We start from the raw sequence: 26,020 nt of genomic DNA, 5'->3' as shown, positions 1-26,020 counted from the left end.
TTGTTTGTATAAAACATATTCACTTGATTGTCTTTATTAAAAACAAAAGTAGTAATACAAATTCAATAAATAATAAAACAAAAAACACAATGTTAATAATTGCAGAATTTCGATCGAAAAAATAATGAAAAATTGTCAACATGAAAAATGTTATAGCAAATCCGATATGAATATATTTCCGAATTATATATATAATTTTCATTTTTGATTTTTTGATTTAAAACGGAAACAACTAATGATTATCAAACTTGAAATTGAAATCACAAAAAACACTCTGTTTATTTGGAGTACAAATATGTCGAACACTACCAAAAATACAATTAATGATGATGTGATATAGTCTTTGTATTTAAGAATTTTTCTCATGGTCTTAATCGTAATCATTGATTAATCCTCTGAAAATTTCAGCCGCTGCCGCGAACTCACTCTGATTCTCTTTGCCGTTGAATCCGAAACGGTAGTTGTCCGGATTTGAATTTCTTCCAGGCATGGGGGAACCAACGGGATAAAAATCGGTGATAGCAATATCAGTGATGAATTGAATGCGGGGCATTGTTTGATTTGTCAATGGCTAAATTATAAAATCTTTTGACAATAAAAAATCCGGACAGCAATCACCGTCCGGATTCAGAGTTATGGGTTTGTTTAGGGTCTATTGTTTGATGAATCGTCCTGTAGCGTAGGTTTCGCCTTTGTTGGCAGCGCTGATGAAATATACGCCCGAAGAAAAATCGGTAATGTCAATGTGAATTCCTGCTTCAGCATTTGTGTTTATTTTTTTCACTTCACGACCATATATGTCTGAAACAATCACAAATTCAGGAGTTTCATCCTCAAAACCAATGGTGATTTCATTAGTGGCCGGATTCGGATAAATGTTTATGACATTCCTGCTGTTCATTTCATTAAACCCAAAAGAGGGTGAAACAGTGAGCCAGTCAACAGAACTGTAAGAGGAATCAGATGCGTCTGCCGTGATTGTAATGAGAGGAACTCCGGTGTTTTTCATGCTCCATTCAATAACAAGAGAAGTGTCTATGCTTGTATTAACCGGAATATACATATTTGAATAGTGAACGGCTATTTCCTGTTCCATAATTTCGGTGCGGGTTGAACGAAGTGCCGGATATATACCGAGTGGCGTAGAGACATTTCCCCAACCGTCCACAACTGTGTTTTTGTCATAACTCAGGGTCATTCTGATGCTGTCAATATAAACATTACCAAATCCAAGATTGATGGAATCGCCATAAAACATTTTCACAACTGTATTGGGGTGGCTTTCAAAGGTTGTTCCCATGGTATATGGAAAAACAATCATAGTGTCGTCCGGATTATATTGAATGATGATTTCAGTCGTGTCCATTTTCATTCTTGCTCCAAGCGCAACAACATAGGACGGGTTCGCTTCGATGTATCCGAACATGCTGTCGGGAGCCAAATAGCAAAGATTTGCAGATGGGAAATGGGAAAAATATGGGGTTGTTGACGGATTTAAAAACCCCATTGAATAAGGTTCATGATTGTTGAGGGCAGAAAAGTCCCAGTTGATATTTGCACCAGTTATGAAAACTGGCAATGCCGATGATGGCGTTGTGTCTGTTGTTTGTGTGATGTAGGTCCCGGCAGAAGGCATGTCTCCATAGGTAATCACGATTTGTGCATTTGTTACAACAAACAGTGGCATTAAAAGCAAAAAAGAGAAAAACTTTTTCATGATTATTTTTCTTCTTTAGACGTCAAGAGTACAAAAAGGTTACTTAAAGTGTATTAATAATTGTTTTATTGGATGAATTTATCCTTTTGTTTAAAATCCGGTAATAACTTTTACTGTAATTTCTGTTCAACAGGTTTCATTCTTTATAAATTTGAGGGCTGAAAAAAATTGTTTTAACAATGAGCGTATCACTTAAAAAATACATCTGGCTTTCAATAGCGGCAGCGGTCGCAACCATAGCGCTCAAAACGTTTGCCTGGCAGCTTACCGGTTCAGTGGGACTTTTATCCGACGCCCTCGAATCGTTGGTGAATCTGGCTGCAGCCGTTATTGCTTTAGTTGCGCTAACAATTGCACAGCGTCCCGCAGATGATAAACATGCTTTCGGTCACAGCAAAGCAGAATATTTCAGCAGCGCCATCGAAGGCGGATTAATTATTCTTGCAGCGGCAAGCATTCTTGTAACAGCTATTCCCCGACTTCTCAATCCTGTTGAAATTGAAAATACAGGATCTGGTTTGTTGGTTTCTGCAGGTGCTTCAATCATCAATCTGGTTGTGGCAATAATTCTGATCCGCACCGGTAAAAAACATCGTTCCATTGTTTTAGAAGCCGATGGCAAACACCTGATGACTGACGTTTGGACATCGGTTGGTGTAATTGGCGGAATCATTTTGGTTGTGCTCACCGGATGGCTGATACTTGATCCGATTATTGCCATAGCCGTTGCCGTAAACATTGTGATTTCGGGGGCTATATTGATTAAGCGCTCTGCACAAGGCCTAATGGATGTTTCAATCACTGATGATGATTATATTAAAGTCGATAAAAAACTTGGAGAATTTCGCCAGAAAGGAATTGAGTTTCATTCTTTACTGACACGACAGGCGGGCCAGCGGATTTTTATTTCTGTACATGTGCTTGTGCCCGGTGCGTGGTCTGTTCAGAAAGGACATGATCTGGCTGAAGAAATTGAAAAAGATCTGATTGAATTATTTAACCAGCCGGTGAATGTAATAACGCATCTGGAGCCGATCGAAGATCCTTGCTCGCTCGATGATATTGAGCTTGATCGAACGTTTTGAAATAACTTTTTTCGTTACACGTTACACGTGGAATTTATTCTGCTGCAAGCGGAAGTCGTTACAATCGTTGCGAATTGCTGTTAGCAGTCAGCTGTCAGCCCTCAGATGGGGCTATATAGAAGGCATGCGGCATGAGACTTGCGGCAGCGGTGGACAAAACACAAGATCATGGTCGAGGTTGGGGCTAAGGTTAAATTCTCTGCGTCTCTGCGTTCTCCGCGCCCTCTGCGAGAGATTTTCGAGCCCCCCACCGAATCAGTCTTCACCGCAGGTGAAGACTGATTCAATTAGCGTCAATATGCAGTACATGTGGTCTTAATCCATTCGCGGAAGAAAGATGTTCGTGTCTTCGTGCCTTAGTGGCAGATTTTCTCTGCGTCTTTGCGCCCTCTGCGAGCCATTCAGCTGAATCAGTCTTCATCGCAGATGAAGGGTGATTCAATTTGCGTTAATCGAATGGGTGTATAGAGTAATAAAAAATGATTTTCGCGTTCATTCGCGTCATTAGCGGAAGAAAGATGTTTGTGTCTTCGTGCCTTAGTGGCAGATTTCCTCTGCGTCTTTGCGCCCTCTGCGAGCCATTCAGCTGAATCAGTCTTCATCGCAGATGAAGGCGGATTCTATTAGCGTTCATAAGACCTGCTGAGGTTGACATTTTCTTAGCGTTCATTCGCGTCATTAGCGGAAGAAAGATGTTTGTGTCTTCGTGCCTTAGTGGCAAAATCAGAAGCCCGAGAAATTAATTCCAAGCAGAAATTCGAAAGTGTTTTCCTGCGTGCGGGGTAGATATGCATATCGGAAGCCGATATCAAGTGGAATGAAAAAACGGAACACATGCGTATCGCAGGTCCATTCGCAGCCAGCAGAGTTTATTACGCGGCGTGTGTTTTGAAAATTGTATTCGCCGTAATCATAAAACAAGTTCAGCTTGAGTCGCTTGAAATACAGCAACGACCCAATGTTCAGATCGGGATAGCACAAAGGGAATTTGTAATTCAATCCGACTTTTTGACTCTTTGTTGAAAAAATATTTCTATATCCGCGGGGATTCGAAAAGTCATCGGTGAATGAATATTCGCCCGGATTCTTTTTCATGTAAGCCCCATCAATCCTGAATCCGTGATGTCTTGCAAATCCCGGAATAAATATTTTTGCATCCGCATTCAATTGCTCGCCAAGATCAATATCGCCACCAAACGAATGCTGATAATGGATTGAAATGTCCTGTCCCCAACGTGGCATCAGATCGCGCAAAACAGTTTTTTGTCGGTTCATGAATTCAAATTCTGCAGACGCAGACCTTGTTGTTCCGTATGGTAAACCGTGTGGCAGAGCCAGCGACGCGTATGGCTGCAAATAATGTGTTTGCAATCCTGCTCTGATTTTATATTTCTGAAAATAGTCGCGGACTGTCGTTTTCAGTGGCAGACTCACTTTGAGCCCGGCTGTTTTGATATACCAGGTGTAATGATCTTCGAATTCATTAATATTTCCGATGCCTTCGTTAGCACCCATCGATGCATGAACAGAGACTTGCGGAAACCAGCCGGTGTAGGTCCAGTCAACAAATGTGCGAGCATGGTAGTGGTCATTGATCATCTCAAACCCGCCAGTGAGCACCGAAGTCGAAAGCAAATTCTGTGAGGAAAAAGTGATGCCCGGATATAGATTATAACGATCTGTGTTGAACGAAACTGGCATCCACGAATGCAGATCGAATAACTGTAGTCCACGCTTGTATTTTTTTATTTCATACAACGAGTCATTGCAAAGACTGTCTGGCCGGAAAGCCTTTTCCTGTGCGATATAGCAGCTATCCAGATTTATGCAACGATTACAAACAGATATAAATTCAAGCGGTTTAATTTCATTTGTCTTTGCCGTTTTCAAAACAAAACCAGCATTCTGATACGAGGAAAAAACAAAGCGTTCACCGGATGGGCTGAAAGAAATATTGTACGCACCGAAAGTATCGAAAGTGATCTGTGAAACCGCACAGGAGGCTGGATTCAGATGGTAAACATTATCCACGCCGCTGAAAGGGGCATTAAAATATATGCCATCGTTTCTCCATGTCGGATTTGAAATGTCGGCTGCAGATGGCGCCAGAACTGTTCTCCATGTTTTTGTTTCCAAATCAAGGATTTCAATTCCTTTTAAATCGGGTTTTTGCGTTACGCACACTATCTGTTTTCGGTCAGGAGAAAACTCCGGATTCATAGCAAATGCGCCGGGTTCAAGCGGATAAGTGTCAATCAGGTTTCCGTTTGATGCGGCAAGAATAACTACATTGCATGAACCATCTGTAAGAAACTCAACTGCTGTAATCCGCTTCCCGTCTGCTGAAATAGCAGGGCTGAAATATTTTGTGCGGTGAGTAAGTTGTACGGTTTCTCCACTTACGAAATCATGTTTCATAACAACCGAGTAGCTCACATGTTCCCACCGTGGATGCCATTTTTTTTCTGCCCATACGATGGTGTTTTGCGCCAGACTTAGGTTGTCGGTGGTCCATGAGCCGGGGCTGTTTTTAGCTAAGACTGGAATTGCGTCGGTGGCGGGCAGTTCTTCCGATGCATAAAATCCTGCTTTGCAAATAATATTTTCTTCGCCGGTGTTGATGTTGATACTGACAAAGCGCGCGTAATCATCCATTCCGCTTTTTTCAGCCACAATAACGGAGTCGTTTATAAATTCAGGAAATTTGTAATGTGTCTGTACTTTATTTTTGGGCAGTGGCACCAATGCATATTTGGCCGTCTGATTGGCGGCGGCCTGCATGAGCCATCTGTCTTTCAGATCCTGAAAAAACAGCTGATACAATTGTTTTTTATTATAGTCAGTTTGTTTTTTGAATGAGTGCGAAATCGGACTGAGCTGCCACCAATTGCGGGCACTGTTGCGGATAGCGTTGTCCCAAAGCGAAGTTCCGTAAAAATTTCTGCTTTGTGCTACATAATAATATCCAAAAGAATATTGATCTGGAATATAATCTTTATAAGATCCAAGACTTGCTTTTTCGAAATCATAAAGTCCCTCTGTGAGGAGTTGGGCTTTCAGTTTCATTTCGAAGGAAGGAATGCGCCCACGCCCGCTTTCGCTGAAGGCTGTTTCGGTAGTAACGGCGTCGCCTTCCATATACCACATCGGCATAAATAATCCGAGCGTTAAAGCTACCGCCTGTTCTCCGACTACGTATCCGAGCGCTTTTGTCAATCCCTGATTGAGTTTATCCATTTGAACCATGTGGCGATTCTCGTGTATAATGAGCTGCTGGAGCCAGTTGTGAGAATAGTTGTTTTGCGAAGGAGTCATGAAATATTCGGTACGCTCCGGTGTCCACAGACTGTAGGCATTCGCCACCACCGATCCAGTGTGAATAAGCACCGGAATTTTTCGCGAAACATGGTTGAGCGATCCCGTCACAGTGCTGTAATATTGTTCGCTCTGATTGGCCAGTGATTGTGCGCGATTCAGAAATGATTCAGGGAAAACAAGATGAAAATGTCTGGTGTCAATGCAATACCATTTCTGATGAGCCGCATCCTCGCCAAGCATGTAATACTGGGCGCTGACAGCGGTTGTCAGAATCAGCAGGAGAAGAAAAACAGCAGATCGTTTTATCATACAAACTTGAGGGGAGAGTAGGCAAATGTAATGAATTTGACGAAATGTCGAGTAGCAAAAACATATGCAGTTTTATCAAATACGCAAAAATAGATCTAAAAATGTGTATGAATACGCAGAAATAGATCTAAATGTGTGTATAATCCTTATTTGATTATCTTGATAGATTGATTTATAGTGGTATAAATTTAAACAGAGTGAAAATCTTCGCTCTCGCTCTGATTCAGGAGCGAGTGTGAGAGCGAGTACGTAGAAAAACAGAGTGAGAACCTTCGCTCTCGCTCTGATTCTCACTCTGTTTTTTTGGTAGACCACACAATGCTGAATTCGAACACTTTTTTAGAAGATTTGAAGAAGATCAGAGCTCTGATTTTACTTGAATAATTGGTCTGTAATACAGTCGCAATGCGAGGTAGGGGAAATGCAGGTTTTGATAACAATTCTGATGATCTGATCAATTCAAAATCATCAGGCAAAATACTTTTCGCGAAATGCAGTTGTTTGCTTCATGAAACGCACCTATCATACCAATCTTGCAATAGCTTACAATCTAGGAATATTGCCGGCAGACATCTGTTGCGCTGTTCCTGCAAGTACACGACACAATTGGAAAACACGCGGATATAATCATTTAGTCGGACTTGATTTTGCTTTGGAAATACAGGAAAGCACCGATGTGTTGCGAACGATCGCGCAAAACAAGCGCCTGTTGCGGATTGCACGTGCGCTGGTGATCATAGCTGGCATGTATCGCCGATTGCTGTTGCAGGTAAAAGATCGCAAACAAATATTTCTTGCTCACAAAAACGATATTCTGCAAGCCATTGAGCAACTGGTTCCATTGACTGGACTGAAGCGCGCTTTGACTTCGTTTGATCTTTCGCCACAGCTTTATCATTACTGGAAACGCTCGGTTTCATGCGTGCATGAGCCTATGTTTCGCTGCAGAAAAATCTTTTACAATCAGCTTACACCGCTGGAAGTAAGTGCAATTCGCGACTATTTGCTGCATCCCGATTTTTTGCGCTGGCCATTGGTTTCGGTCTATTACCGCATGATGCGCGACCGTGCCGCTTTAATGTCGCGTTCAACCTTTTATCTCTATGCGCGCGCAATGGGCCTTTCAGGACTGCATCGTTTCCGCAAATCGAAAAAGCGAAAAATTGGAATTCGCGCAAAGCAGCCTTTTGAAATTTTGCATGTGGATATTACTGAAGTACGTTTGAATGACGTTCAGAAATTGTATATTTCATTTATCGTCGATAATTTCTCTAAGGCGATTCTTGGATGGAAAGCCGCATTGAATAAGACCGCCATGCTCACACTCGAAAACCTGAAAGAAGTTATTGAGCGATACAATTTGAAAGACTTCACTTTGATTTCCGATGACGGTTCAGAGAATAAAGGTTGTGTTTCCACATTCGCTTCTTCATCTCAATACAGAATTAATTCTGTGATTGCACAGATCGATACCTCTTTTTCCAATTCCGTTGTAGAAGCAGTAAACAAAATTTTCAAAAGCAATTACTGGCCCCGCGATTTTACAGGACAACAGAACAAAGCGCTTGAAATAATTTCCGAAATGGTTCATGATTACAACGATATTCGCCCACATGGTTCTCTCAACGGACTCACCCCAATGGAGGCGCTTATGAATGAAAACACAGATTCCATTGTTCCAACCGATCAAATCAGAATAGCAGCCACTACCAGAATCTCCGAAAACCTCAAATCCAACTGTACCGATTGTCAACCGAAACCGGAATGATAGTTCTTCAAACCGAGTGAAACGGAATTTCCAATAAAGACTATGGGTATTTCTGCTTTTTTTCAGAAATGAACAGAAATCAGTTCATTTGATAACCCAATATGCACAAAGCCGGCGCTGTGGCCGGCTTTGATGTGATTTATTGAATTTCAGTGTTTTACCAATATTGGGATGGACATTTAGGATTTATCTTGGATGTTGCAGTGGTGCAGTGCAGTGGGAGTTTAGGTTTTATCGAGGTTTTTTTAATGGTCTTCCCTTCCTATCATATTCAATAATACCAGTTAAAATCCCATTGTCATTATAGTAATACGACACAAATGGAATGTTTTTTTCAAAAATAACATACACTTTTAATATGTTGTTTTCGTAATATGATAAGAATCCATTATACATTATCAAAAAATAATCTCTGTAGTCTTTATTATCTGGCAACTCCTCTTTGTGGATGACAAAACTTCTTGACCTTATCGAATTCTCACAATACCAAATTAAAAAATAGCTGTTTTCTGAAAAATATACTTTAGATAAGCCATTCCTTTTTTTATTAAATATTGAAACAACCTCAAGTATTTTAGTGGTGTCGTCATTAGAATATATTAGCCAAACTCCATCCTTTACAAAGTTAGAGTCTGCATATTGACTAGTACCATAGCACTTAATAGTGTCATTATACTCCTTAACGATTTTCAACTGATAGTCAATTGAATCAGCTGGATCAAATGTTTGAGCTGTGCTGTCCATTATATTAGCAAATACAATTGCAAACAAAACAATCAATTTAATTATCTTCATGGCGTTAATGAATTTATTGTGAACCAGCCAATGCATTTATAGCAGCCTGAACTGCAGAATTATCAACATCTTGCTGAGTTCTTCCGCCTGAACTCGCAGAAAATGTGCTTGAATTCAATGTGGTTGGATTTACCATTAAAATACCTGCAACTGGCGCCACAATACGATCAGGGTTTCTCGGATCTATAGTTGTGCTTGTAACCATTGTATTCGTTATAACCGTATTGTTGTTATCCGGAAAGAATCCAAATTGTCCATCAGGATTTGACCCATTTGGAGATCCTTGAGGTATAAGCGTATTTATAGCATTTTGTGTTTGACTACCTGAAAGATTATTGCTTGCATTAATTGCTGCTATAAAAGTTGCAACAGTTGGGTTTCTTGTATCAACTTGATAATTATTTGATTGACCAGTAGAATTTGATGTTGCGATCCCAACTTCATAAACCTTTTCTGAGCTTAAAATTTTGAATAGGCTCATAGCATTCTTCTTATCTTGTTTGGAAAGATTATTACTCTTTGCAAATGAGTTGTATTCCTTTTTAAACTTGCTTTTTGAGTATGAAGTAGAATAGTAACTATTATTAAAATCATTAGGATTTGTACCATCTGATTTGATTTGAGTAAGTCCAAACACTCTTTCCCCTCCATATTTCCGGAACAAACAGTTTATGGCGAGATCAGCTTCTACATTGGCTGGTTTTATTGCCTTCCCATCCGGATCCACCAATATCACCGGATTATTTGCACAATATGCATAAGGTGAAAGACTCGGATATTTATCACTCATCGGATCCACACTCAGCCACACAGATAAATCACTATCATAATATCTCGCACCGAAATATGAATACTGCGTTTCATCATCTTTTTCTTTAGCAGAGAAGGTATAGCGGCTGTCATAGCCGTTTTGCTGATCTACGAAGGTCTCGCCGAATGGGAGATATTGTAGGTGCTGGGTGGCGTAGCCGGTGGCATCGGTGATGAAGGAGCTGGAGCCGAGGTGGTCGGGGTGGTAGAAATATTGCAGCTTCTCAACCTCATCACCACCATTATGGGCTGGTTTGAGTTTCTCTCCGATGGCTATTTCAGGACCATCAGTGCATTTTACAAATTGCATTGTCATTTCCCACAATTTCTTCTGCATGGTTTCATAATCTCCCGTTAAGGGATGCAATTCTCCCTCAACCGGAATATTCGGGCCGTGGCCAAAGCCGCCGCCAATCTTAGTGCAGACGCGCTCGCCTTCAATGTAGTAATGTTTTGTATATTCCTTTTCTGTGACTACCATATATGGATTTACATACAGCGTCTTTACCAGTTCGGCATAATTTGTTCCCTGACCGTTTATGTACATGGACACCACATCGCTGGCCATTTTCCATGCGCGTTCGCCGCCTGCATCGTAAATATAGGCACTGTAGGTTGGGCGTTCGCTCATATCATTGACAGCCATCAAGCGGTTTTCCTCATCCCAGCATAGCAGTCTGTCGCCCTGTCCGCCTCTGCAAATTTGATTGCCGTTGGCATCCCACTTATAAAAATAATCACCGGTCTCGGTTACTGTATGCGGCCGGTCATTGTATTCATACTTCCGGTTATAATCTATGTTTTGAATTCCGCCACCAATTTCTTCTGATGCATCAAGAGTCTTACGCACAATATTTCCGGAAGCGCTGTACTTCATCGTTTGTTTATATCCTATTGTTCCAACAATACCAGATTGAAAAAATCCGGAACCGGAAGTCAATCGGTACAAATCATCGTACTTGAATTCATGGCCGTAATCACCGCCTAAATGGCCATTCAAATAATCCGAACTATTCGTTACAGAGGTAATATTGCTTGCATTGTCATACGAATAATTAATATTCTGCATGACGGCTCCGCCGTTTTCATAACTCAACATATTTGAGAGCCTTTGATTCAAGGGGTTGTATACATATTCAGCATTAGTACCGTTACCATATTTTATCCTTGTCCGGCTGCCGTATTTGTTATAAAAAACTGCATTGATATAATCGTACATCTGGCCGTATTTGTCCCCATCCATTGAATAGAGCTTTCCTCCATTATCATAGTGATATGTAACTCTTTCACCGTCCGGATAGTCAGTTCTTTTCATACGGTTCCAGCTGTCGTACTCCCAATTTGTTTCAAAGGTGTAATGACTACCGCCGGGTACAACAAATGTATGAATATTTTTGATAAGTTCGCCCATGTTGCCGTAGGCAAAAATCTGAACCCCGGATGCATCCTGCTGGCGTATAAGGCGGCTGCTCTGGTTACCGCTGTTGGGTGCACCGTATTCATAATAGACATTCATTTCCGGGTTTTGCGGATAAACAATACGTTCCAAACGGCAATGTGCATAGTCGTATTGTATTTCCTGAGAATTATTTGCCAGATTTTGGGTTTGAGTTGCCAATACATTTCCAGCTAAATCGTACTTATATCTTGTTATTCCGGCATCAGGGTGGTTGCGGCTGATCAATCGGCCAAGCAAATCATATTCGTATGTTGAGGTATTATCCTCCGGATCGTATGACATTAAAAGTGTGCCTAAAGGATCGTACACAAATTTTGTAATAGTATTGAGTGGAGCAGTAACAGATGTGTTCAATCCACGGCCATCTGTAAACTTATAAGTTTTTTTACCGTTTGGATCGGTCACTCTGGTTTTGAAACATGTTTTTCCAAAGGCATCCTGTCCGAAACCATAAGTATAGCTGACTGTTGTTGCATCAAAAGCGGTTTGAAGCAGGGGTCGGTCGAGAAGATCAAAAGTAGTTGATGCAAAATTTGTTGGCGCATAATTATAAAAAATAATTTCCGTTCCAAGGGCCTGATCGGTTGGCAATGAAGTGCGGTATGCCCTCCCATAAGCATCATAGTCGGTTCTGCCTGAAACCACCATGAGGTCAACTCCTTCAACAGTTGCTTTTTGTTTTAATTGGATAGAACGGCCTAATCCATCCGAAAAATTCACCGTTACAAATTCATTGTTAGCATTGATCGGATCATAATGCCGGGTCCTTGCCCAACGTGTTGCAGCCGAACCTCCAGCTTCATCCCAATACTCACATTTTATTGTAAATGGAATACCTGCCAACACTTCATTTGGCCCGGTCACAGTGTTTAACTTTCCATCGGCATAGTAAGAATAATGCATTCTGTTTCCAGTCATATCTATAACTATCAGTGGTGCCCCAAGTTTGTAATCATATACCGTGCTGGAACTGTTTCCCCAATAGTCGGTGACAGAAACAGGATAAGTATGAACTACCGGATCATACTTATAAGTATAAGAGAGTCTTTCGTTGTTGACATTTTTAGGGAACAGAATGCTGCTTATATTGCCATAGGAGTCATAATCAATATCTGTATATGCGGTATTGGCTCCATCAAAAGATCCGATGCTGGATATTCTTCCAACTCCATTATACGATCCGGTTCTGCGCTGTAAAAGATTGTTTGAAACATCCTGCACGTCAATCTGGTTCACCATAGCAAGCAGGTTGGAAGGAATATTATATGAATAGGTGATTGTGGCAGTAAAATCATCGGAAGTATAAGCAACATCACCATAATTCTTGTACTCTCTTACATTGCCAAACCTTGTATGACGATACGTTTTCCTGGTGTGAATCTGATAGGCACTTTGTCCTTCATAGAAGTATTTATCTTCCTGCGAAATAGCTGGGTAATATGGACCAAAACATTGCGCCGAATCGGCAGGAATAATTCTTCCGGTTGAAATTTCTTTTCTGTCCCAGACATAATAGGTTTCAACATATTTATGGATGCCTTGTTTTGATACATCATATTTTTTCAATCCCTTGAAAAGATAATAGTCATTGTGGTATTTTTCTTCTGAAGTCCGATAGCAAATTCCAGAGGACGAAAAATTATCATACTGCATGGTTCTGACAATTTCAAAACCAAATGATTCGCGCTCCATACGATGATAAAATGCGCTGTCGTATGCATATTTGTAATATGTCGTATTTTGACCGTCGCCGTTGAATCCGTCATAAACCATAAGCGAGGAATAAACCCACTTCGATTGCGGATTATTACGAGTTGGGTACGTCATCGCGTAATCCATAGTATAGGAACTCTTTGTTGGAGTAGTTACTTTCTTCAACATGTTTACTTTTTTTGGAACTCCGTATTTCACTTTAATCATGCCGTCTTCAACAAAAACAAAGTCCAAAGTATTGTTACCATTCATATCGCACAAACGGTATTTCGAGGAGCTAATATTATACGAAACATCACCGTATCCTGAAAAAACCAATTTACCAAACAAGAACGACATTCCTGCTGTTGCAGAAATATTTGCTCCTATATTGTTGGATGACGTCTTGGATAGTTTATTACCGAAGCCAGCATCAAGTGTTTCATTTGTAAAGCCGTTCCCAGTATTAACATAGGCTTTAAGAGAATTTCCGGAGATATAGCAAACATCTGTAAGCCCATCGTTGTTAATATCCATCATCGAATAATTGTCATAGCTTTTATTGTTGCTACCTCCAATTCCCAATGACCAGCTGTACTGGCTCAGATTGAAACCCGCGCTTAGAGACGTTGAGTTGGAACATGAAGCTGAAATGTTATTTACAGTCCATGCTTCGCCAGAGAAAAAACCATAACCAAGACCAAGATAAACAACATTATTGGATTTGTCTATACGGTCATTAAGCCCATCCCCATTGATATCTGAATATATATAGTCAACATTTGAATTGGAATTAGTAGTGCCAATACCAAATGAGCCATCAAGATTGCCATGTTTTGATTTTGAGCTTCCTGACGTGTTACTATTTCTGAACCCTTCAGTTTTTAGGCCGAAAGAATGCCCAACTGCAGTTCCTGTCCCATGACTGGGATAAATTCCACTGAGCGCAATTGAATTGATGGAAATTCCACCTTGAGGGTTTGAATATTGGATCTTATCATAGCCGACTACATCCGGATACCGATCACCGTTCACGTCCATAAAATCCAGCAAACATCTCGATTCCGTTTCACTTTTTGTCGTACTGATGCTGAAGGTCGGGTTGCCAAATGAATATGAAAAGGACTTATCAATTTGTCTGCTTTGCTTTTTCACAGTCAGAGAGTTTCCGCTACTATTTACCATTACCAATGGATCATTAATTCCCGGAAATGGAAAATCGTCTTCTTCAAATACGCTCGTATCATATGTTGTTGACATAAGATAATCGATACCGTAGGCACAACCCATGTTTCCCAGCTCGACATAAGCACTCTTGAAAAAATCGACCCATCTGTGATCTTTATTGTCGGCAATCATAGGGACAAATGACATTGAATAAATGTCAGGTATGCCGTTAGACTGAAATAAATTTTCAACCTGATCAAAAGTCATATTTGTATCAATTTGAGACAAAGGAAAGGTTGACAAATTTGAATAAATCCCAGTTGTATCAAGGTATAGCAAACTCTCATCAATAAAGCAGTCATGCAATCCTGTATTGTCGTAATATGAAAATTGTCCCCATCCACGATAAAGAGAACCAATCATTTTTATCTCATCAGGGAATGTTGTGTGATATCCAGCCCCTGATGGCAAACTGGTTACAGAATCAATTATCTGAGCTGCGTAAATATCACGTAAGACGCTATCAGTGGCTGAGTAATCGAAAAACACAGTGTCTGTTGTATTGAGAGTAAACATTAATTTGTTTGCACTCGGAGTTCCGACAATTTGACCATTTTGTATTTCTAAAGTTTTCTTCGCGACCAAGTCTCGTTTCGTTTTAGCAGTAAAAGTCACAGTTCCATTTGCACTAGCTGGAACTGAGTATTGAAGTGCCGGATAGAAGATATGTGTGCCACTGCTTAAGTTTTTCCAACCCGTCTTTCGCATTCTATTCGGGTAGATTGTTGTTTGCAAAGAGGGGTAAATATCAATAGACTGGTATTGGCTTAATGTATCAATCATAACACTATCAGCCTCATAATACTGTACTTTCCCATCATACATAATGTCATTCCAATTGACATTTGAGCTGCTCGCCAGTTTAATAATGACAGAATCCCCTTCATTTACATTCAGATCATAATAAAAAGTAGTATCAAAGGCGCTGGTATCCGGATAGACAACATCCATCAGAACTGTTTGATTGTGCTTAATCATGAAATTAAGCGAGTCACTTTGTGCCGGGCTGCTAATGTTTCCTTTTACTAGAACTTTTCCTGATAACGGCGCAATAAAAAACTGTTCATCATTGACAAATCCATCTGTCGAATATTGATATTTGTAAAATGATTTGTCGTTAGCATCTTTGAAATCATTAGTCGGCGGTAAACAGTTATTTCCTTTGTGGGAATATATGACGGGGTCCCAACTGACATCATCTAAGCCATGCATTTCATCGGAGTGCATCCTGAAAAAGAAGCGATCCCCCTTTTCTGCAGTAGTAATACATAGAGATGTGTCATGTGTTAAGGTATCATGTGCTGAAATAGTTTCGCACAATATAACTGAATCATTCCATTGGATACTGTAATGAATTGGTGTGTTGTGGGCAGGATTAGGTGCCGCTCTCTGCAATGAGCTGTTTATCACAATTTCTCCTCTGTCCTGTACAATCCAAAGTCTAACAGGGTCTCTTCGAATCATTGTACTATCAACATCGTTGTATTCGTTAAAAGATGAATCGATTTCTCCGTCATGAATGATGAAATAGCACTCATCATCTGGAAAATATTGAATTATATTTCCATCTTCTTCGTAAAAAACCGGATTATTACTCGTGTTTGGTTTGTTGAAGTAAATCTTATTATCATCAACGTAATCAATGTAACCATCAGCATTAATGTCTGCAAAATAGCTTGAAGTGTATTGGTCTGTCCAGTTTTTGGAGATGCTTGCAGAGCCATTAATTGAAGGTAAATTAGCCTGGATTTCCGCTCCAATTCCTCTCGAATAATTCCAGTTTCTGCCAAGGTTTGGAAGCGTATTCAGATTGTGTGGTGTTGTGCTGAAAACAAGTTCTTTATTGCTATCCAATGATCCTTTGTACAAGTTGTAGGAGTTGCCATTTCTCTCTAGTTTGTCAGGTATGCCATCACCATTTATATCTAAAATTTGAATTTTTTCTTTTAATGTTCCTACGGAGGTATTAATATTCAATCCTATCGAATTTGACTTAGACAAAATATTTGTGCCAAGACCTAAAGAAATTGATCCTCCAATTCCAGTGGTAGTGCCCTTACTCCTTCCAATACCTTGTGTTTCTGTGTCTATATAATCACCCTCAAACAAAGTTTCCGAGTATTCTGGCTGAGTGAATAATGTATCAATGACAGAACGAAACTCTAATCCCTCTTCTTCATAGTATTGAAATGTATGCACTTTCACTCCCGGAATATGCATTGTATCCAAGGTTTCACAAGTCTCCTGCTTTGTTACTCCATGTTGTGTACTATCTGTGATATCAGCAATGGCGCAAATCAGGTTTTTATTGTACGCTCCGGTTTTATATTTGATTCCATACGACCGGATATATTGACCATCAAACGAAATATTTATATGCGACAGCAACCTGTCCGTAACTTCCAGAAAACCATATCGTCCAGAAATCTGATAATCGTCTCTTCCCGCATCGTATACAAAATTAACTGAATACAAGCCATCAGTGTTGCCAAATCCAGTGTAAACTATGGATTGTGGATATATCTGTTTTCCTCCGCTTCCGGGTGTCCCTGAGTGTGTAACTATCTGATAATTATATTTAACATAGTTCCCATACAAATCCCGCACTTCTGCCAGCGCCCAATGTGCAATACTATTTGTTCCTGGCTGCCTTAAGACACAGTTGAGATTTACTCCCGGATCACTGCTGTATTTGCCATAGTAATATTGTGTTCCTTGCTTGTCAATAACTTCCCACCAATATGTACTTGGGCTACTACCATGTCTTATAATTTTATCAAATGCTCCTTCAACCCGATATGAAAAATTAATATCTCCACTTGCTCTTACTCTGCTTCTACTCATATGTAAGACTGTATCCCGAGTTGTATCGTTTGCGGAAATTTCAAGTTGAATAATCTGCTGACCATTTACAAAATATTCTTCTGTTTCAAAGCTTGAAGAGTAAAGAGGTACGCCCCACCGTGTATCAATACTAATACTCGGAGTATTCATTCCCCAGCCAACACCTAGCCATCCATTTCCACCTTCACTATTGTAGGTAATTGCCAACTGTGGTTGCATTCCCTGTCGTCCTGCAGGAACCTGAATGGGCAATGAAAGATTCGCTGTTCCACTGTTATTCGCCTGCGGTGGGCTCATCATGTTGATATGAGCAATCGGATCAGCATATTTCATATCTTTCATCGAAGTCGGCGTGAAGGCTTGTGTTTGTGGGCTTTCCGGAGTCTTCAGAATGGCGTTGATGAAATCGGTGAAGTGGTTGGTGTGCGATACAATTTCGCAACTGGCTATGTCAACGGTGTCGTAGGGCAGCATGACCCAATCGTTTTGCGATTCGTCATAATAAAAAGTGCGGATATCTTTCGGGCCATAGCCTTGCGGAATGCGCGCTGTGTCGTATTTTATGCGTACTTCAACTTCTTTTGCAAACAGATTTCCGTGAGGCAGACAGCGGAAACCATTGCTTGCGCCGGTCACGTTCACCATCGAAAGGCGCGGCAAAGCCATGTCCTGCGAACGCAATCCGGTGACTGACATTTTTACTTTGGTTGTAACTGAGCCGGGCTCTCCGTTTAGTTCGAAGCCGGGAATATTCATGTGTACCGGCATTTGGGCAGTTACTAATGTTTCATTGTATGCAATGTCCGGAGTAATCTCATTGCTGAAATCACATGTTGCCGGATTGCAGAAACGGGCAGTGTCGCTGATGATTTGTCCATCGGCGAAAACGGCGGTAACAACTGCTTCCCAGTCGGATCCGTTTGAAGCAATCTGATCGACGATTCCTTCAAATATGGCCTGATTGCTGCGCACAAGTTTGCCATTGGCATAAATCTTTGCATTCTCGCTGCCGTTGCCGCTTACAAAACCACTGATGTATCCATAGCGGTTGTAATAACTTTTTGACATCGGTTGATTGAGAACAATTTTCCGGCTCATGTCCACACTTTCATCAAAACGAATGCGGACATTTTTCACCGTGTAATTAAAATCCTGATTGCCGGGAATTGAAAAGCGTACAATGTTGTCACCCTTATGCAGCTGGCTCGCATCAATCTTCTCGCGCTGAACACTCCATTCCTGCGAGAGTTTTATAAATGCACCACCAACAGCTATTTGATCGTTGATAGTCCGGCTCACCGAAGTAAAATCTTCGGCTCCGTACAAATCATACTCAAGCCAGGCCTGGCGCCCGCTCTCAACATCGCCGTCGAGATACACGATAAATGTGTTGTCGTGCGGATCATCAATGTTTGTTTCAGCATCAATACCAATCACACCGGTATTGATATTCTGCGATTCGTACACCAGCTTCGAAAGCCCTGTAGGAGCCAGCACCTCAGCTTCGTATTCCTCAGTTTTGGAATTCTCCTGCGATGAGTTTGGCAACTGGTTTTTATGGTTGCTGACAAAATTGTCGCTGTCTGATGAAACAAAATTATATATGAGTGCTGCCGAAGCTATGGCAACTACACCTGCGATGATTATTGAACTTTTCATACCGGATTGAATTCTGTGTGATAACTTTATTGAACAATCAGTTTTACAATTTTTGCATCATTACCCGATTCAATTTTGATCAGATAGCAACCTTTTTCAGTCAGTGTTCCTTTGATCAGATAGCTCGATGCACCATTGTATTTTGTCTTCTGTATAGCCTTTCCACCTTCATCCTGAATGCTCACCATTACGTCTGCATCTTGCGTGAGGCGGATATCTATTGAGTATTCGGCGCTGGTCGGATTCGGATATACCTCAATGGATGAAATGGAAGCCGTATTCTGATTATCGCTATTGTTGTTATTGTTGCCGTTCGTTGTTTGTGTTATCTGGCTACGCTCAACAACTGATAAAGTGTCGGTCAATTGAAAAGTAAATGCATCGCTGCCCGAGTTGTCAATGTCCCAGTTGATGCCGCTGAAATAATAATTACCAAGCGTGTCAACACTGTCTGCAAAAGCAATTTCTGCCATATTCAGCGGAAATGCAAAGTTGGTCTCGCGGCTGATCACAAGATTCAACGTCATGGCATCAGTTATCTCAGGTGCATGAACTATTAATTGTGTATTGATGTTGCTAGATGTTGCCCCGGATTTTTTCATCAGCCATGCACATTGCGAAAGACTATCGCCGGGTGAGAATGTGTTCAGCATTTTCCCATTGTCGCCCCAGATCAGATAATCCATTTCATTTATTGTTGTCGGATTCAGTTTGTTTGTTTCATAATGCGTTGCGACTGCAATGCTGAGATTGGCTTCTCCACCGCGTCCGCAGCTTTGTTTCTGGTCAATCAGCAATAATGAATCTTTCCCGATTCCTGCAATATTATTGCTGTAAAGCGAATCGGTTTCATAATCCCAAAGCACTGAATCGGTCGAATTCACATAATTGAATTCGCGTATATTGATGCCATATTTTATAGCAAGGTAGGTGTGAATGCGCAGCATTTCCTTTTGTTTGAGGGTGCTGTCAAAAAACATAAACTCTGCAAATTTTCCCCTGAAATCAAGTGAATCGGTACCTGCCAGATAAAGCCGGCTCACATTGGTGTCAATATCTTTTCCTTTCCAGCTCATTTTAAGCAGGTTCAAAACAGGCTCAGTTGAAGTTGAATCGTTGTATAGATTATCCCTGCCAAAAAAGCCTAGTTTCTGCGAAGTCAGTTTTACCTGCCCTGCCGAATCCAGCCGCAGCGCCCATATTCCGGCTTCTTCAGCTGTATTCGTTGGTTTATAAACCGCAAATGCAATCATTGGCGATTTTTTATGTGCTGTGTAATCGACCCACAGCGGATGAGACACTGAATCAAACATCAGGCATGGCTGATAGTTGAACAACCCCATTTCCGGATTGAACTGGCCCTGATGTCCGTGTGCATGATAGCCATTTCCGCTCAGGTCTTTCCAGACATTGCCATTTCCCATCGAATCGGCCCGCAGCCAGATTCGGGGTGTGGAGAAGTTTTTAACCTGTGCCTGAGACAAAAGTCCCGACAATAATAGTAAAACTACTACAGAAATTCCTATAAACAATTTCATGTTTGACAGCATTAATAAGTTTTTGACAGCGACAGTGAAAAAGCGAAAATGAAAACTGATCCTGAAGTATTATTGCATTCCGATTTTGAAACCCCGTTCACTGCGCCAGATCAATCATGTTCTATTTCAATACTGGAGTACCCATTTATCGTAAAACTTAAGATCGCGATACAAATATATAAATAATCAAATATAACGTTAATGCTTAACATGTAATTAACGCAGACATGAGGTTTCTTATCGATAATACCGTGAATATTGTCGCCGAAAATTAGCTCATAGTATTAATAATTGAGATTTTGTCAGAATGTATTTTCATTCTTAAATCTCTTATAAATACTTGCAGGGCATTGTAATTCAGATTATGTAAATAAATCCAAATCTTTACAAATTAACTTATTTCCGGTTCTTTTATTCTGCTCATTTTCTTAAATACTTTAGCCATTTTTCACTCCTTCCGCCAACGTCTTCTCCAACCTCCCCCATTATCACCAGGATCGATTTTACCAAGCGATTCCAGGAGTTTTCCCTTCAGCTCGCTTTGTTTTTTGGAGTCTGATTTCTGGTTATTGTAACACGTGATCAGAATTCAGGTGTCGACAACGATTTGTTGTTGAATTTCTTTAATTTTCAATAGAGGTTTCAGTGCATTTTCAGCATTCACGATTGGAAAGCATACCGCATGTCTCATCAAATCAAATCAAAATAGCAGCTACTACTGCATTCTATGAAAACCTGAATTCAAATTTCACCGATTGCCAACCAACGCCGAAAAAATAGTTCTTCAGACTGAGATAAATTGAATTTTCAATAAATGAAGATGGGTATTTCAATTAAAAAAATTGTTTCAATTCAAATGAATATTTACAAAAAATCGTATTTTTGAATCTGGACATTCTCTAAAAAAATTCAAATTATGCCTAAAAATAAAGAAGCGTTAAAAAGATATAGAATTATTCATAATGTTTTACGTAGAGGTGGAAAACATAAGACTAGTCGACTTGTTGAAATTTGTAATGAAGCTGGTTTGCCAGTTAAATTGCGTACAATTCAAACGGATCTTAAAGATTTGGCAGAAGATACCGATTTAGGATTTTATTTACCGATTTTTTATGATGAAAGTACAAAATCATATTATTACTCCGAAATACCTAATAATATATTTCCATCTTTAGAATTAGAACCTGAGGAAGTGACTGCGTTGCTTTTTTATGCAAAAACTGTTAGTCAATATAAAGAATACCCTATTTTCAAGCAAATAACGAATGCAGTTCAAAAAGTTTTGGATAATTCAAATATTTCCCCAGAAATTAAAGCTCTGTTCGAAAAAGAAACACTACTTGAGACTGAAAAACATCCTCAAGTTGGTGGTACAGAACTTATAGCCTCTATTTTAGATGCTATATCAAAAAAGCGTATTGTTGTAATTGAATATCAGAAATTCGATGATGAAATTAAAAGTCATAAGATCAAGCCAATTCTCTTAAAAGAAGATAAGCAACTTTGGTATATCATTGGAATAAATGTGAAGTATGACCGCTTAATCACTTTTGCATTGGATAGAATTATTGATGTTACAATAACAGAAGAGATTTTCGACGAAATTTCTTTTGACAGTAAGGAATATTTCAAATTCTCGTTTGGTATTACTGTTGCTGATGTGGATCCGATTGATGTTGTTATTTCCTTTGATCCTGAACAAGGAAATTATTTGAAAACTTTGCCAATTCATCATTCTCAAATCGTTATAGAAGATACCATTGATAGATTTGTTATTCAGGTGTCAGTTAAGCCTTCTTATGAATTTTTTTCGAAGATTCTCAGTTATGGAAGCTTAGCAACTGTTTTAACTCCAAAGTCAGTTCGAAATACGCTTCAGCAAATGTTAAAAAAGGCCATAAGCACATACAAAAATAGCTAATTAGAATTTTTTTTGTAATTTTTTAATGACGCAAGTAGGTTGCGCCATGTCATTGTATGTTTGTAGCGTAAATGGAAATTAACGTTTAAAACTGAGAAAATGCAAAACACAAAAGAAAAAAAAGAGGTAAATATCATAGTAAATGGTGAGCCTCCTTATCAAGTAGAAAAGGATGTGATTTCATATGAAGAAGTTGTAACAATAGCCTTCTCCGATTTTCCTCAACATCCGGAACGAACGTATTCTGTGACCTATGAAAGAGGTCATGGTGATAAACCTGCTGGTATTTTGCCCCCGGGTGGTGTTGTAAAAGTTAAAGATGGAATGATTTTCAAAGTCAAACACACAGGTCAATCTTAATAATATGGCTACAAGACTTGCTGAGCACAATGAAGATATTGACAGGCTTCTGAAGAAGGGATATGCACTATCCGTTGATAGCAATCATCTAGTTGTAAGAGATATTCCATATTTAGATGAATATGGTGATTTAAAAACGGGAGCAATCGTTTCAAAATTAATTGCAGTAGATCAATATAAAGTCAGGATGCATGATCATCAAATATTTTTTTGTGGTAGCCATCCATATGAAATAAATGGCGAGCCTATTAGAAATCTCGGTGGTGCAGAAATGCAATTAACATTAGCTAGTGATGATCTTAAGGTTCAAAGATCATTTTCCAATAAGCCAATTGCTGGAAAGTTTACTGATTGGTATGAAAAAATCGAGAATTATGTTACAATCATTTCTGGGCCAGCAATGAATAAATTTGATGTTCATCCTTATACATTCAGAGTCATGTCAGAAGATTCAGAATCTGTGTTCAATTTTAGAGACACACTGACTAGTAGGGCGGAAATTGGTGATTTAAATGCAAACCTTGAAGACGACACTATTGCCATTATTGGACTTGGCGGTACAGGAGCATATCTCTTGGATTTCATCGTGAAAATTCCAGTAAAAGAGATTAGAGGGTTCGATTCAGATTTGTATTATGTTCATAATGCTTTTAGATCACCTGGAAAATTGAGTGAAGAGGAGCTTGGCAAAAGAAAAGCTGAAGTATATAGGCTTCGTTATAGCAACTTTCGTAAGAATGTAAACATACTCTCACAAAACATCACATCTGATTCAGCGCATGATTTGGAAGGAGTGTCATTTGCTTTTGTATGTGTAGACTGTGGGGCTTCACGTGCTGAAATTTTTGATTTACTAATAAAATTAAAAATTCCATTTATTGATGTTGGGATGGGGCTTGATAAAGATTCTGGACCAATAAGTGGGACACTCCGGGTTACAAGTTTCTCAAAGGAGTCAGCTCAAAATATTGTAGATAAAAGATTGGCTCCACTCTGTGACATACCTGATGATGTTTATAAAAGTAGCATTCAGATTTCGGAACTTAATGCACTAAATGCATGTTTAGCAATAATAAAATATAAGCAATTGCGGGGATTTTACTCTGATGATAATTCTTTTTACCATACACTGTTTTGTATTGATGGATTAAGTTGTGTTGGAGAAAATGCAAAAGATTAAATTATTAAAAGTGTATTATTTGCCAAAGGAACTTGATGAAGGTGTTTTATATGTCTCAAAAAAGTTCGGAATTGCAGGGCATTTATGTCCCTGTGGTTGCATGAATAAAATTATTACACCACTTGGGCCCTCAGAATGGTCTTTTATAGAGGTAAATAATAGACCAACCCTTTACCCATCTATTGGAAATTGGCAATTGCCTTGTAGATCTCATTATTGGATTACTAAAGGAGTAATAATTTGGTCTGATCAATGGAGCGAAGAACGAATAGATGAAGGGCGTCAATATGAGGAAGAGAAAAAGAAAAAGTTTTACGACTCATATTATGCGAAAAAGAAGAGATTGCAGGGAGTCAGACGATTTATTCGTAATTTTTTTGAAATTTAAATTACAACTATTGTGCATAATGCTTACTGGACTCTTTTGATGCATAATACGTGATTATATCACTGTGCGGGATGAGTCTGGATGAAAATGCTGTTGTTAGAGGTTCTTAGGGGAAACTGTTGCCAAATTGTTCATTTGTGAACGAGACGTAGAACGAACTAACTTGATTCAGAATTGTGATCATCTTTTCGGCAAAAAGAGTCTTTATTCAAGCCTTCTGCGTTTTTCACCCCATCCATTAACTTCTTCACCAGTTTTTCCTTGTCCCCAGAATCGATTTTTCCAAGCGACTCCAGGAGTTTTCCCATCAGCTCGTTTTGTTTTTTCGATTCTGATTTCTGATTCTTGAAATAGGTGAACAGAAGCCCGGCGCCGGCCAGGATCAGTGGCCAGTATTCCTTGATGATGCTCAGAAAAGATGAGGGTTCTTTTAGCGGCTTTGCTGCGCTTTGGGCCTTCTCGAGGTCTTCTTCAAGTATATTGATTGTTTCTTTAAGCTTTTTGATTTTCTCGTTCTTGTCTTTGATCTCCACCGACATCATTTTGTTCTCGATGATCTCTTCCGGTCCGGCAAGCGGTTTTTTGCGTGGAAGCTCTTCCTCCTCCTCAAGCATCTGGAGGCGGGCCTGATGAATCTCTTCACGTTGCTCAGCAAAGTCGTGTAAAGATTCTCTGAGTCTTGATTCTCTTATATTGAGATTGGTCTCCCATCTCAACAGACTGTCTTCCCACCTTGTTAGCCGCTTTTGCATGTTTTCTTCCGACTGGAATAAGCGGGTGTTTTGTACATCTGCAGCATTGTTTTGTACAGAATTACCGGCGGATTGAACATTTTTTGAGCTGGTTTGTTCATCATTGATGCAAGATGAGCAGAAATCCAGAATAATCGAAGACAGCGATGGCTTACGGCCTTCGGCCTGCCTGCGATTCTCCTGGATTCGCACAAGCTGATTGTATATCGCGGCGGGAACTTCGATGCGGATGGATGTGTCCATTTTGTTTTGTTTTGAAATAACGGACGGACAGCCATGGCAAAGCTGCCCGCCCAGTCTCGGCATTGTTTAGTCATCTTCATCTTCGGGATAGAGCAATTCTAACAACTCAAAGACGCCATCGCGGTCGTCAGGCTCATAGTGCACTTCAACAACAATTTAATCATCATCATTGGTGCCTTGAATAGTATTGTTAAGGCTGTTTTCCTCGATGATTACGGCAAAATCAACCATCGATTCCACCGGCACTTCAAACGTTCTTGTTTTCATGGCAATTCAAATTAAATTAGTTTCAGTACTGCGTTAAGCCAGCTTTACGAACGGTTTGCAAATTCATTCGCAAAAGGCATGAATCAAAAATACATCAGCGCCGATGGCCCGTTGAGCCAAATGTGGCGAAAGTTGACAAACTGTAACCAAAGTTGACAAACTTGAACATCCGTTCTGAATAAACTGACCTGAAAAAGTGTGGCAGAGCCATTGTTGGAATTTTGAACATCGCAAAATCCATTATGGATAAGCAACCTGAGAGTAAAATGTTCAATTCGAACAAATGAACATTTCGGAAAACGACGTCAAAAAACGCTTTTTGTCGTTTTTTAGGCGATTTCGGGTACAATTTGAGTAAAATCAAATGATTCAACTGTTCAGAATGGTAAAAATCGAATAAGTATTGGTAAAAAAGATGAACAGAACAGTAATTCTTGGGCGAAAATATTTTCAAATTGGTAAAATCAAATACAGCAAAATATTTTTTGGAGTTTTCAAAGCTATCTGACATGTTATTTCCAAATTACGTTTACTTTTAAAAATACATCTATTCAAAAATGCTCCAAAATTTCTGGAGCTTGATTTGGAATTAACGAATCAGATTGCAGATGGTGGGAGAGAGGAAAAGTAAGCAAACATTAGTGCGCATTTTTCTTTCTTTGAAAGTTCTTTTTGTTTTGGAGGTAAT

Annotated in this window: 15 protein-coding genes; 6 read left to right on the top strand and 9 right to left on the bottom strand. The window is 39.7% G+C overall.

Features of this window, described 5'->3' with window-relative positions:
- Window positions 1-19 precede the first annotated feature (19 nt).
- The 3 genes from A2W93_07825 to A2W93_07815 all read right to left on the bottom strand — a co-directional run bounded on the left by A2W93_07825 (window position 20) and on the right by A2W93_07815 (window position 1,717).
- A complete protein-coding gene (locus A2W93_07825; GenBank protein ID OFY53077.1) occupies window positions 20-202 on the bottom strand; it encodes a hypothetical protein in 183 nt (60 codons plus the stop codon).
- Between the two features lie 168 nt (window positions 203-370).
- Entirely contained in the window at window positions 371-568 is a 198-nt protein-coding gene (locus A2W93_07820) for a hypothetical protein (protein OFY53076.1), read from the bottom strand.
- Window positions 569-652: 84 nt separating this feature from the next.
- Complete coding sequence (locus A2W93_07815; GenBank protein OFY53075.1) at window positions 653-1,717, bottom strand: hypothetical protein; 1,065 nt, start codon at window positions 1,715-1,717, stop codon at window positions 653-655.
- A gap of 179 nt (window positions 1,718-1,896) precedes the next feature.
- Between A2W93_07815 and A2W93_07810 the strand changes: the two genes are divergently transcribed.
- Window positions 1,897-2,802: a transporter gene (locus tag A2W93_07810; GenBank protein ID OFY53074.1), complete on the top strand. Its 906-nt coding sequence runs from the start codon at window positions 1,897-1,899 to the stop codon at window positions 2,800-2,802.
- Between the two features lie 723 nt (window positions 2,803-3,525).
- Here the strand turns inward: A2W93_07810 and A2W93_07805 are convergent.
- Window positions 3,526-6,429 (bottom strand): hypothetical protein, encoded by a 2,904-nt coding sequence (locus A2W93_07805; protein ID OFY53073.1) that lies wholly within the window; start codon window positions 6,427-6,429, stop codon window positions 3,526-3,528.
- Between the two features lie 508 nt (window positions 6,430-6,937).
- Between A2W93_07805 and A2W93_07800 the strand changes: the two genes are divergently transcribed.
- Window positions 6,938-8,197: a hypothetical protein gene (locus A2W93_07800; GenBank protein ID OFY53072.1), complete on the top strand. Its 1,260-nt coding sequence runs from the start codon at window positions 6,938-6,940 to the stop codon at window positions 8,195-8,197.
- A 231-nt stretch (window positions 8,198-8,428) separates the two neighbouring features.
- On the opposite strand, the gene A2W93_07795 is transcribed toward A2W93_07800, so the two are convergent.
- The 3 genes from A2W93_07795 to A2W93_07785 are packed head-to-tail and all read right to left on the bottom strand — an operon-like array spanning window position 8,429 to window position 20,233.
- Window positions 8,429-9,028, bottom strand: a complete 600-nt coding sequence (locus A2W93_07795) for a hypothetical protein (GenBank protein ID OFY53071.1) — start codon at window positions 9,026-9,028, stop codon at window positions 8,429-8,431.
- A complete protein-coding gene (locus A2W93_07790; protein ID OFY53070.1) occupies window positions 9,006-18,683 on the bottom strand; it encodes a hypothetical protein in 9,678 nt (3,225 codons plus the stop codon). Before A2W93_07790 ends, A2W93_07795 begins: the two co-directional genes overlap by 23 nt.
- 26 nt (window positions 18,684-18,709) lie before the next feature.
- Window positions 18,710-20,233: a hypothetical protein gene (locus A2W93_07785; GenBank protein ID OFY53069.1), complete on the bottom strand. Its 1,524-nt coding sequence runs from the start codon at window positions 20,231-20,233 to the stop codon at window positions 18,710-18,712.
- A gap of 1,027 nt (window positions 20,234-21,260) precedes the next feature.
- Here A2W93_07785 and A2W93_07780 point away from each other — a divergent pair.
- From A2W93_07780 to A2W93_07765, 4 genes are all read left to right on the top strand, one after another.
- Complete coding sequence (locus A2W93_07780; GenBank protein OFY53068.1) at window positions 21,261-22,142, top strand: hypothetical protein; 882 nt, start codon at window positions 21,261-21,263, stop codon at window positions 22,140-22,142.
- A gap of 99 nt (window positions 22,143-22,241) precedes the next feature.
- Window positions 22,242-22,502, top strand: coding sequence for a hypothetical protein (locus tag A2W93_07775; GenBank protein ID OFY53067.1), 261 nt, complete (start codon window positions 22,242-22,244; stop codon window positions 22,500-22,502).
- A 4-nt stretch (window positions 22,503-22,506) separates the two neighbouring features.
- A complete protein-coding gene (locus tag A2W93_07770; GenBank protein ID OFY53066.1) occupies window positions 22,507-23,682 on the top strand; it encodes a hypothetical protein in 1,176 nt (391 codons plus the stop codon).
- Window positions 23,669-24,070 (top strand): hypothetical protein, encoded by a 402-nt coding sequence (locus A2W93_07765; protein OFY53065.1) that lies wholly within the window; start codon window positions 23,669-23,671, stop codon window positions 24,068-24,070. The genes A2W93_07770 and A2W93_07765 overlap by 14 nt, the downstream gene beginning before the upstream one ends.
- A gap of 158 nt (window positions 24,071-24,228) precedes the next feature.
- Here the strand turns inward: A2W93_07765 and A2W93_07760 are convergent, their stop codons facing one another.
- Window positions 24,229-25,128, bottom strand: coding sequence for a hypothetical protein (locus A2W93_07760; protein ID OFY53064.1), 900 nt, complete (start codon window positions 25,126-25,128; stop codon window positions 24,229-24,231).
- A gap of 298 nt (window positions 25,129-25,426) precedes the next feature.
- Window positions 25,427-25,843: a hypothetical protein gene (locus tag A2W93_07755; GenBank protein OFY53063.1), complete on the bottom strand. Its 417-nt coding sequence runs from the start codon at window positions 25,841-25,843 to the stop codon at window positions 25,427-25,429.
- Between the last annotated feature and the right edge of the window lie 177 nt (window positions 25,844-26,020).

This window comes from Bacteroidetes bacterium GWF2_43_63 (genome assembly GCA_001769275.1).
Taxonomy (GTDB): Bacteria; Bacteroidota; Bacteroidia; order Bacteroidales; family DTU049; genus GWF2-43-63.
The sequence above is the reverse complement of the archived record's forward strand: the minus strand, read 5'-3'. Positions and strand labels throughout refer to the sequence as shown.

Bases quoted from the DNA above. Each gene is read 5' to 3' on its own strand.
- A2W93_07805 (OFY53073.1), bottom strand. From the start codon at position 6,429: ATGATAAAACGATCTGCTGTTTTTCTTCTCCTGCTGATTCTGACAACC.
- A2W93_07800 (OFY53072.1), top strand. From the start codon at position 6,938: ATGAAACGCACCTATCATACCAATCTTGCAATAGCTTACAATCTAGGA.
- A2W93_07810 (OFY53074.1), top strand. From the start codon at position 1,897: ATGAGCGTATCACTTAAAAAATACATCTGGCTTTCAATAGCGGCAGCG.
- A2W93_07770 (OFY53066.1), top strand. From the start codon at position 22,507: ATGGCTACAAGACTTGCTGAGCACAATGAAGATATTGACAGGCTTCTG.
- A2W93_07755 (OFY53063.1), bottom strand. From the start codon at position 25,843: ATGTCAGATAGCTTTGAAAACTCCAAAAAATATTTTGCTGTATTTGAT.
- A2W93_07785 (OFY53069.1), bottom strand. From the start codon at position 20,233: ATGCTGTCAAACATGAAATTGTTTATAGGAATTTCTGTAGTAGTTTTA.
- A2W93_07765 (OFY53065.1), top strand. From the start codon at position 23,669: ATGCAAAAGATTAAATTATTAAAAGTGTATTATTTGCCAAAGGAACTT.
- A2W93_07795 (OFY53071.1), bottom strand. From the start codon at position 9,028: ATGCATTGGCTGGTTCACAATAAATTCATTAACGCCATGAAGATAATT.
- A2W93_07760 (OFY53064.1), bottom strand. From the start codon at position 25,128: ATGCCGAGACTGGGCGGGCAGCTTTGCCATGGCTGTCCGTCCGTTATT.
- A2W93_07825 (OFY53077.1), bottom strand. From the start codon at position 202: ATGAAAATTATATATATAATTCGGAAATATATTCATATCGGATTTGCT.
- A2W93_07775 (OFY53067.1), top strand. From the start codon at position 22,242: ATGCAAAACACAAAAGAAAAAAAAGAGGTAAATATCATAGTAAATGGT.
- A2W93_07815 (OFY53075.1), bottom strand. From the start codon at position 1,717: ATGAAAAAGTTTTTCTCTTTTTTGCTTTTAATGCCACTGTTTGTTGTA.
- A2W93_07790 (OFY53070.1), bottom strand. From the start codon at position 18,683: ATGAAAAGTTCAATAATCATCGCAGGTGTAGTTGCCATAGCTTCGGCA.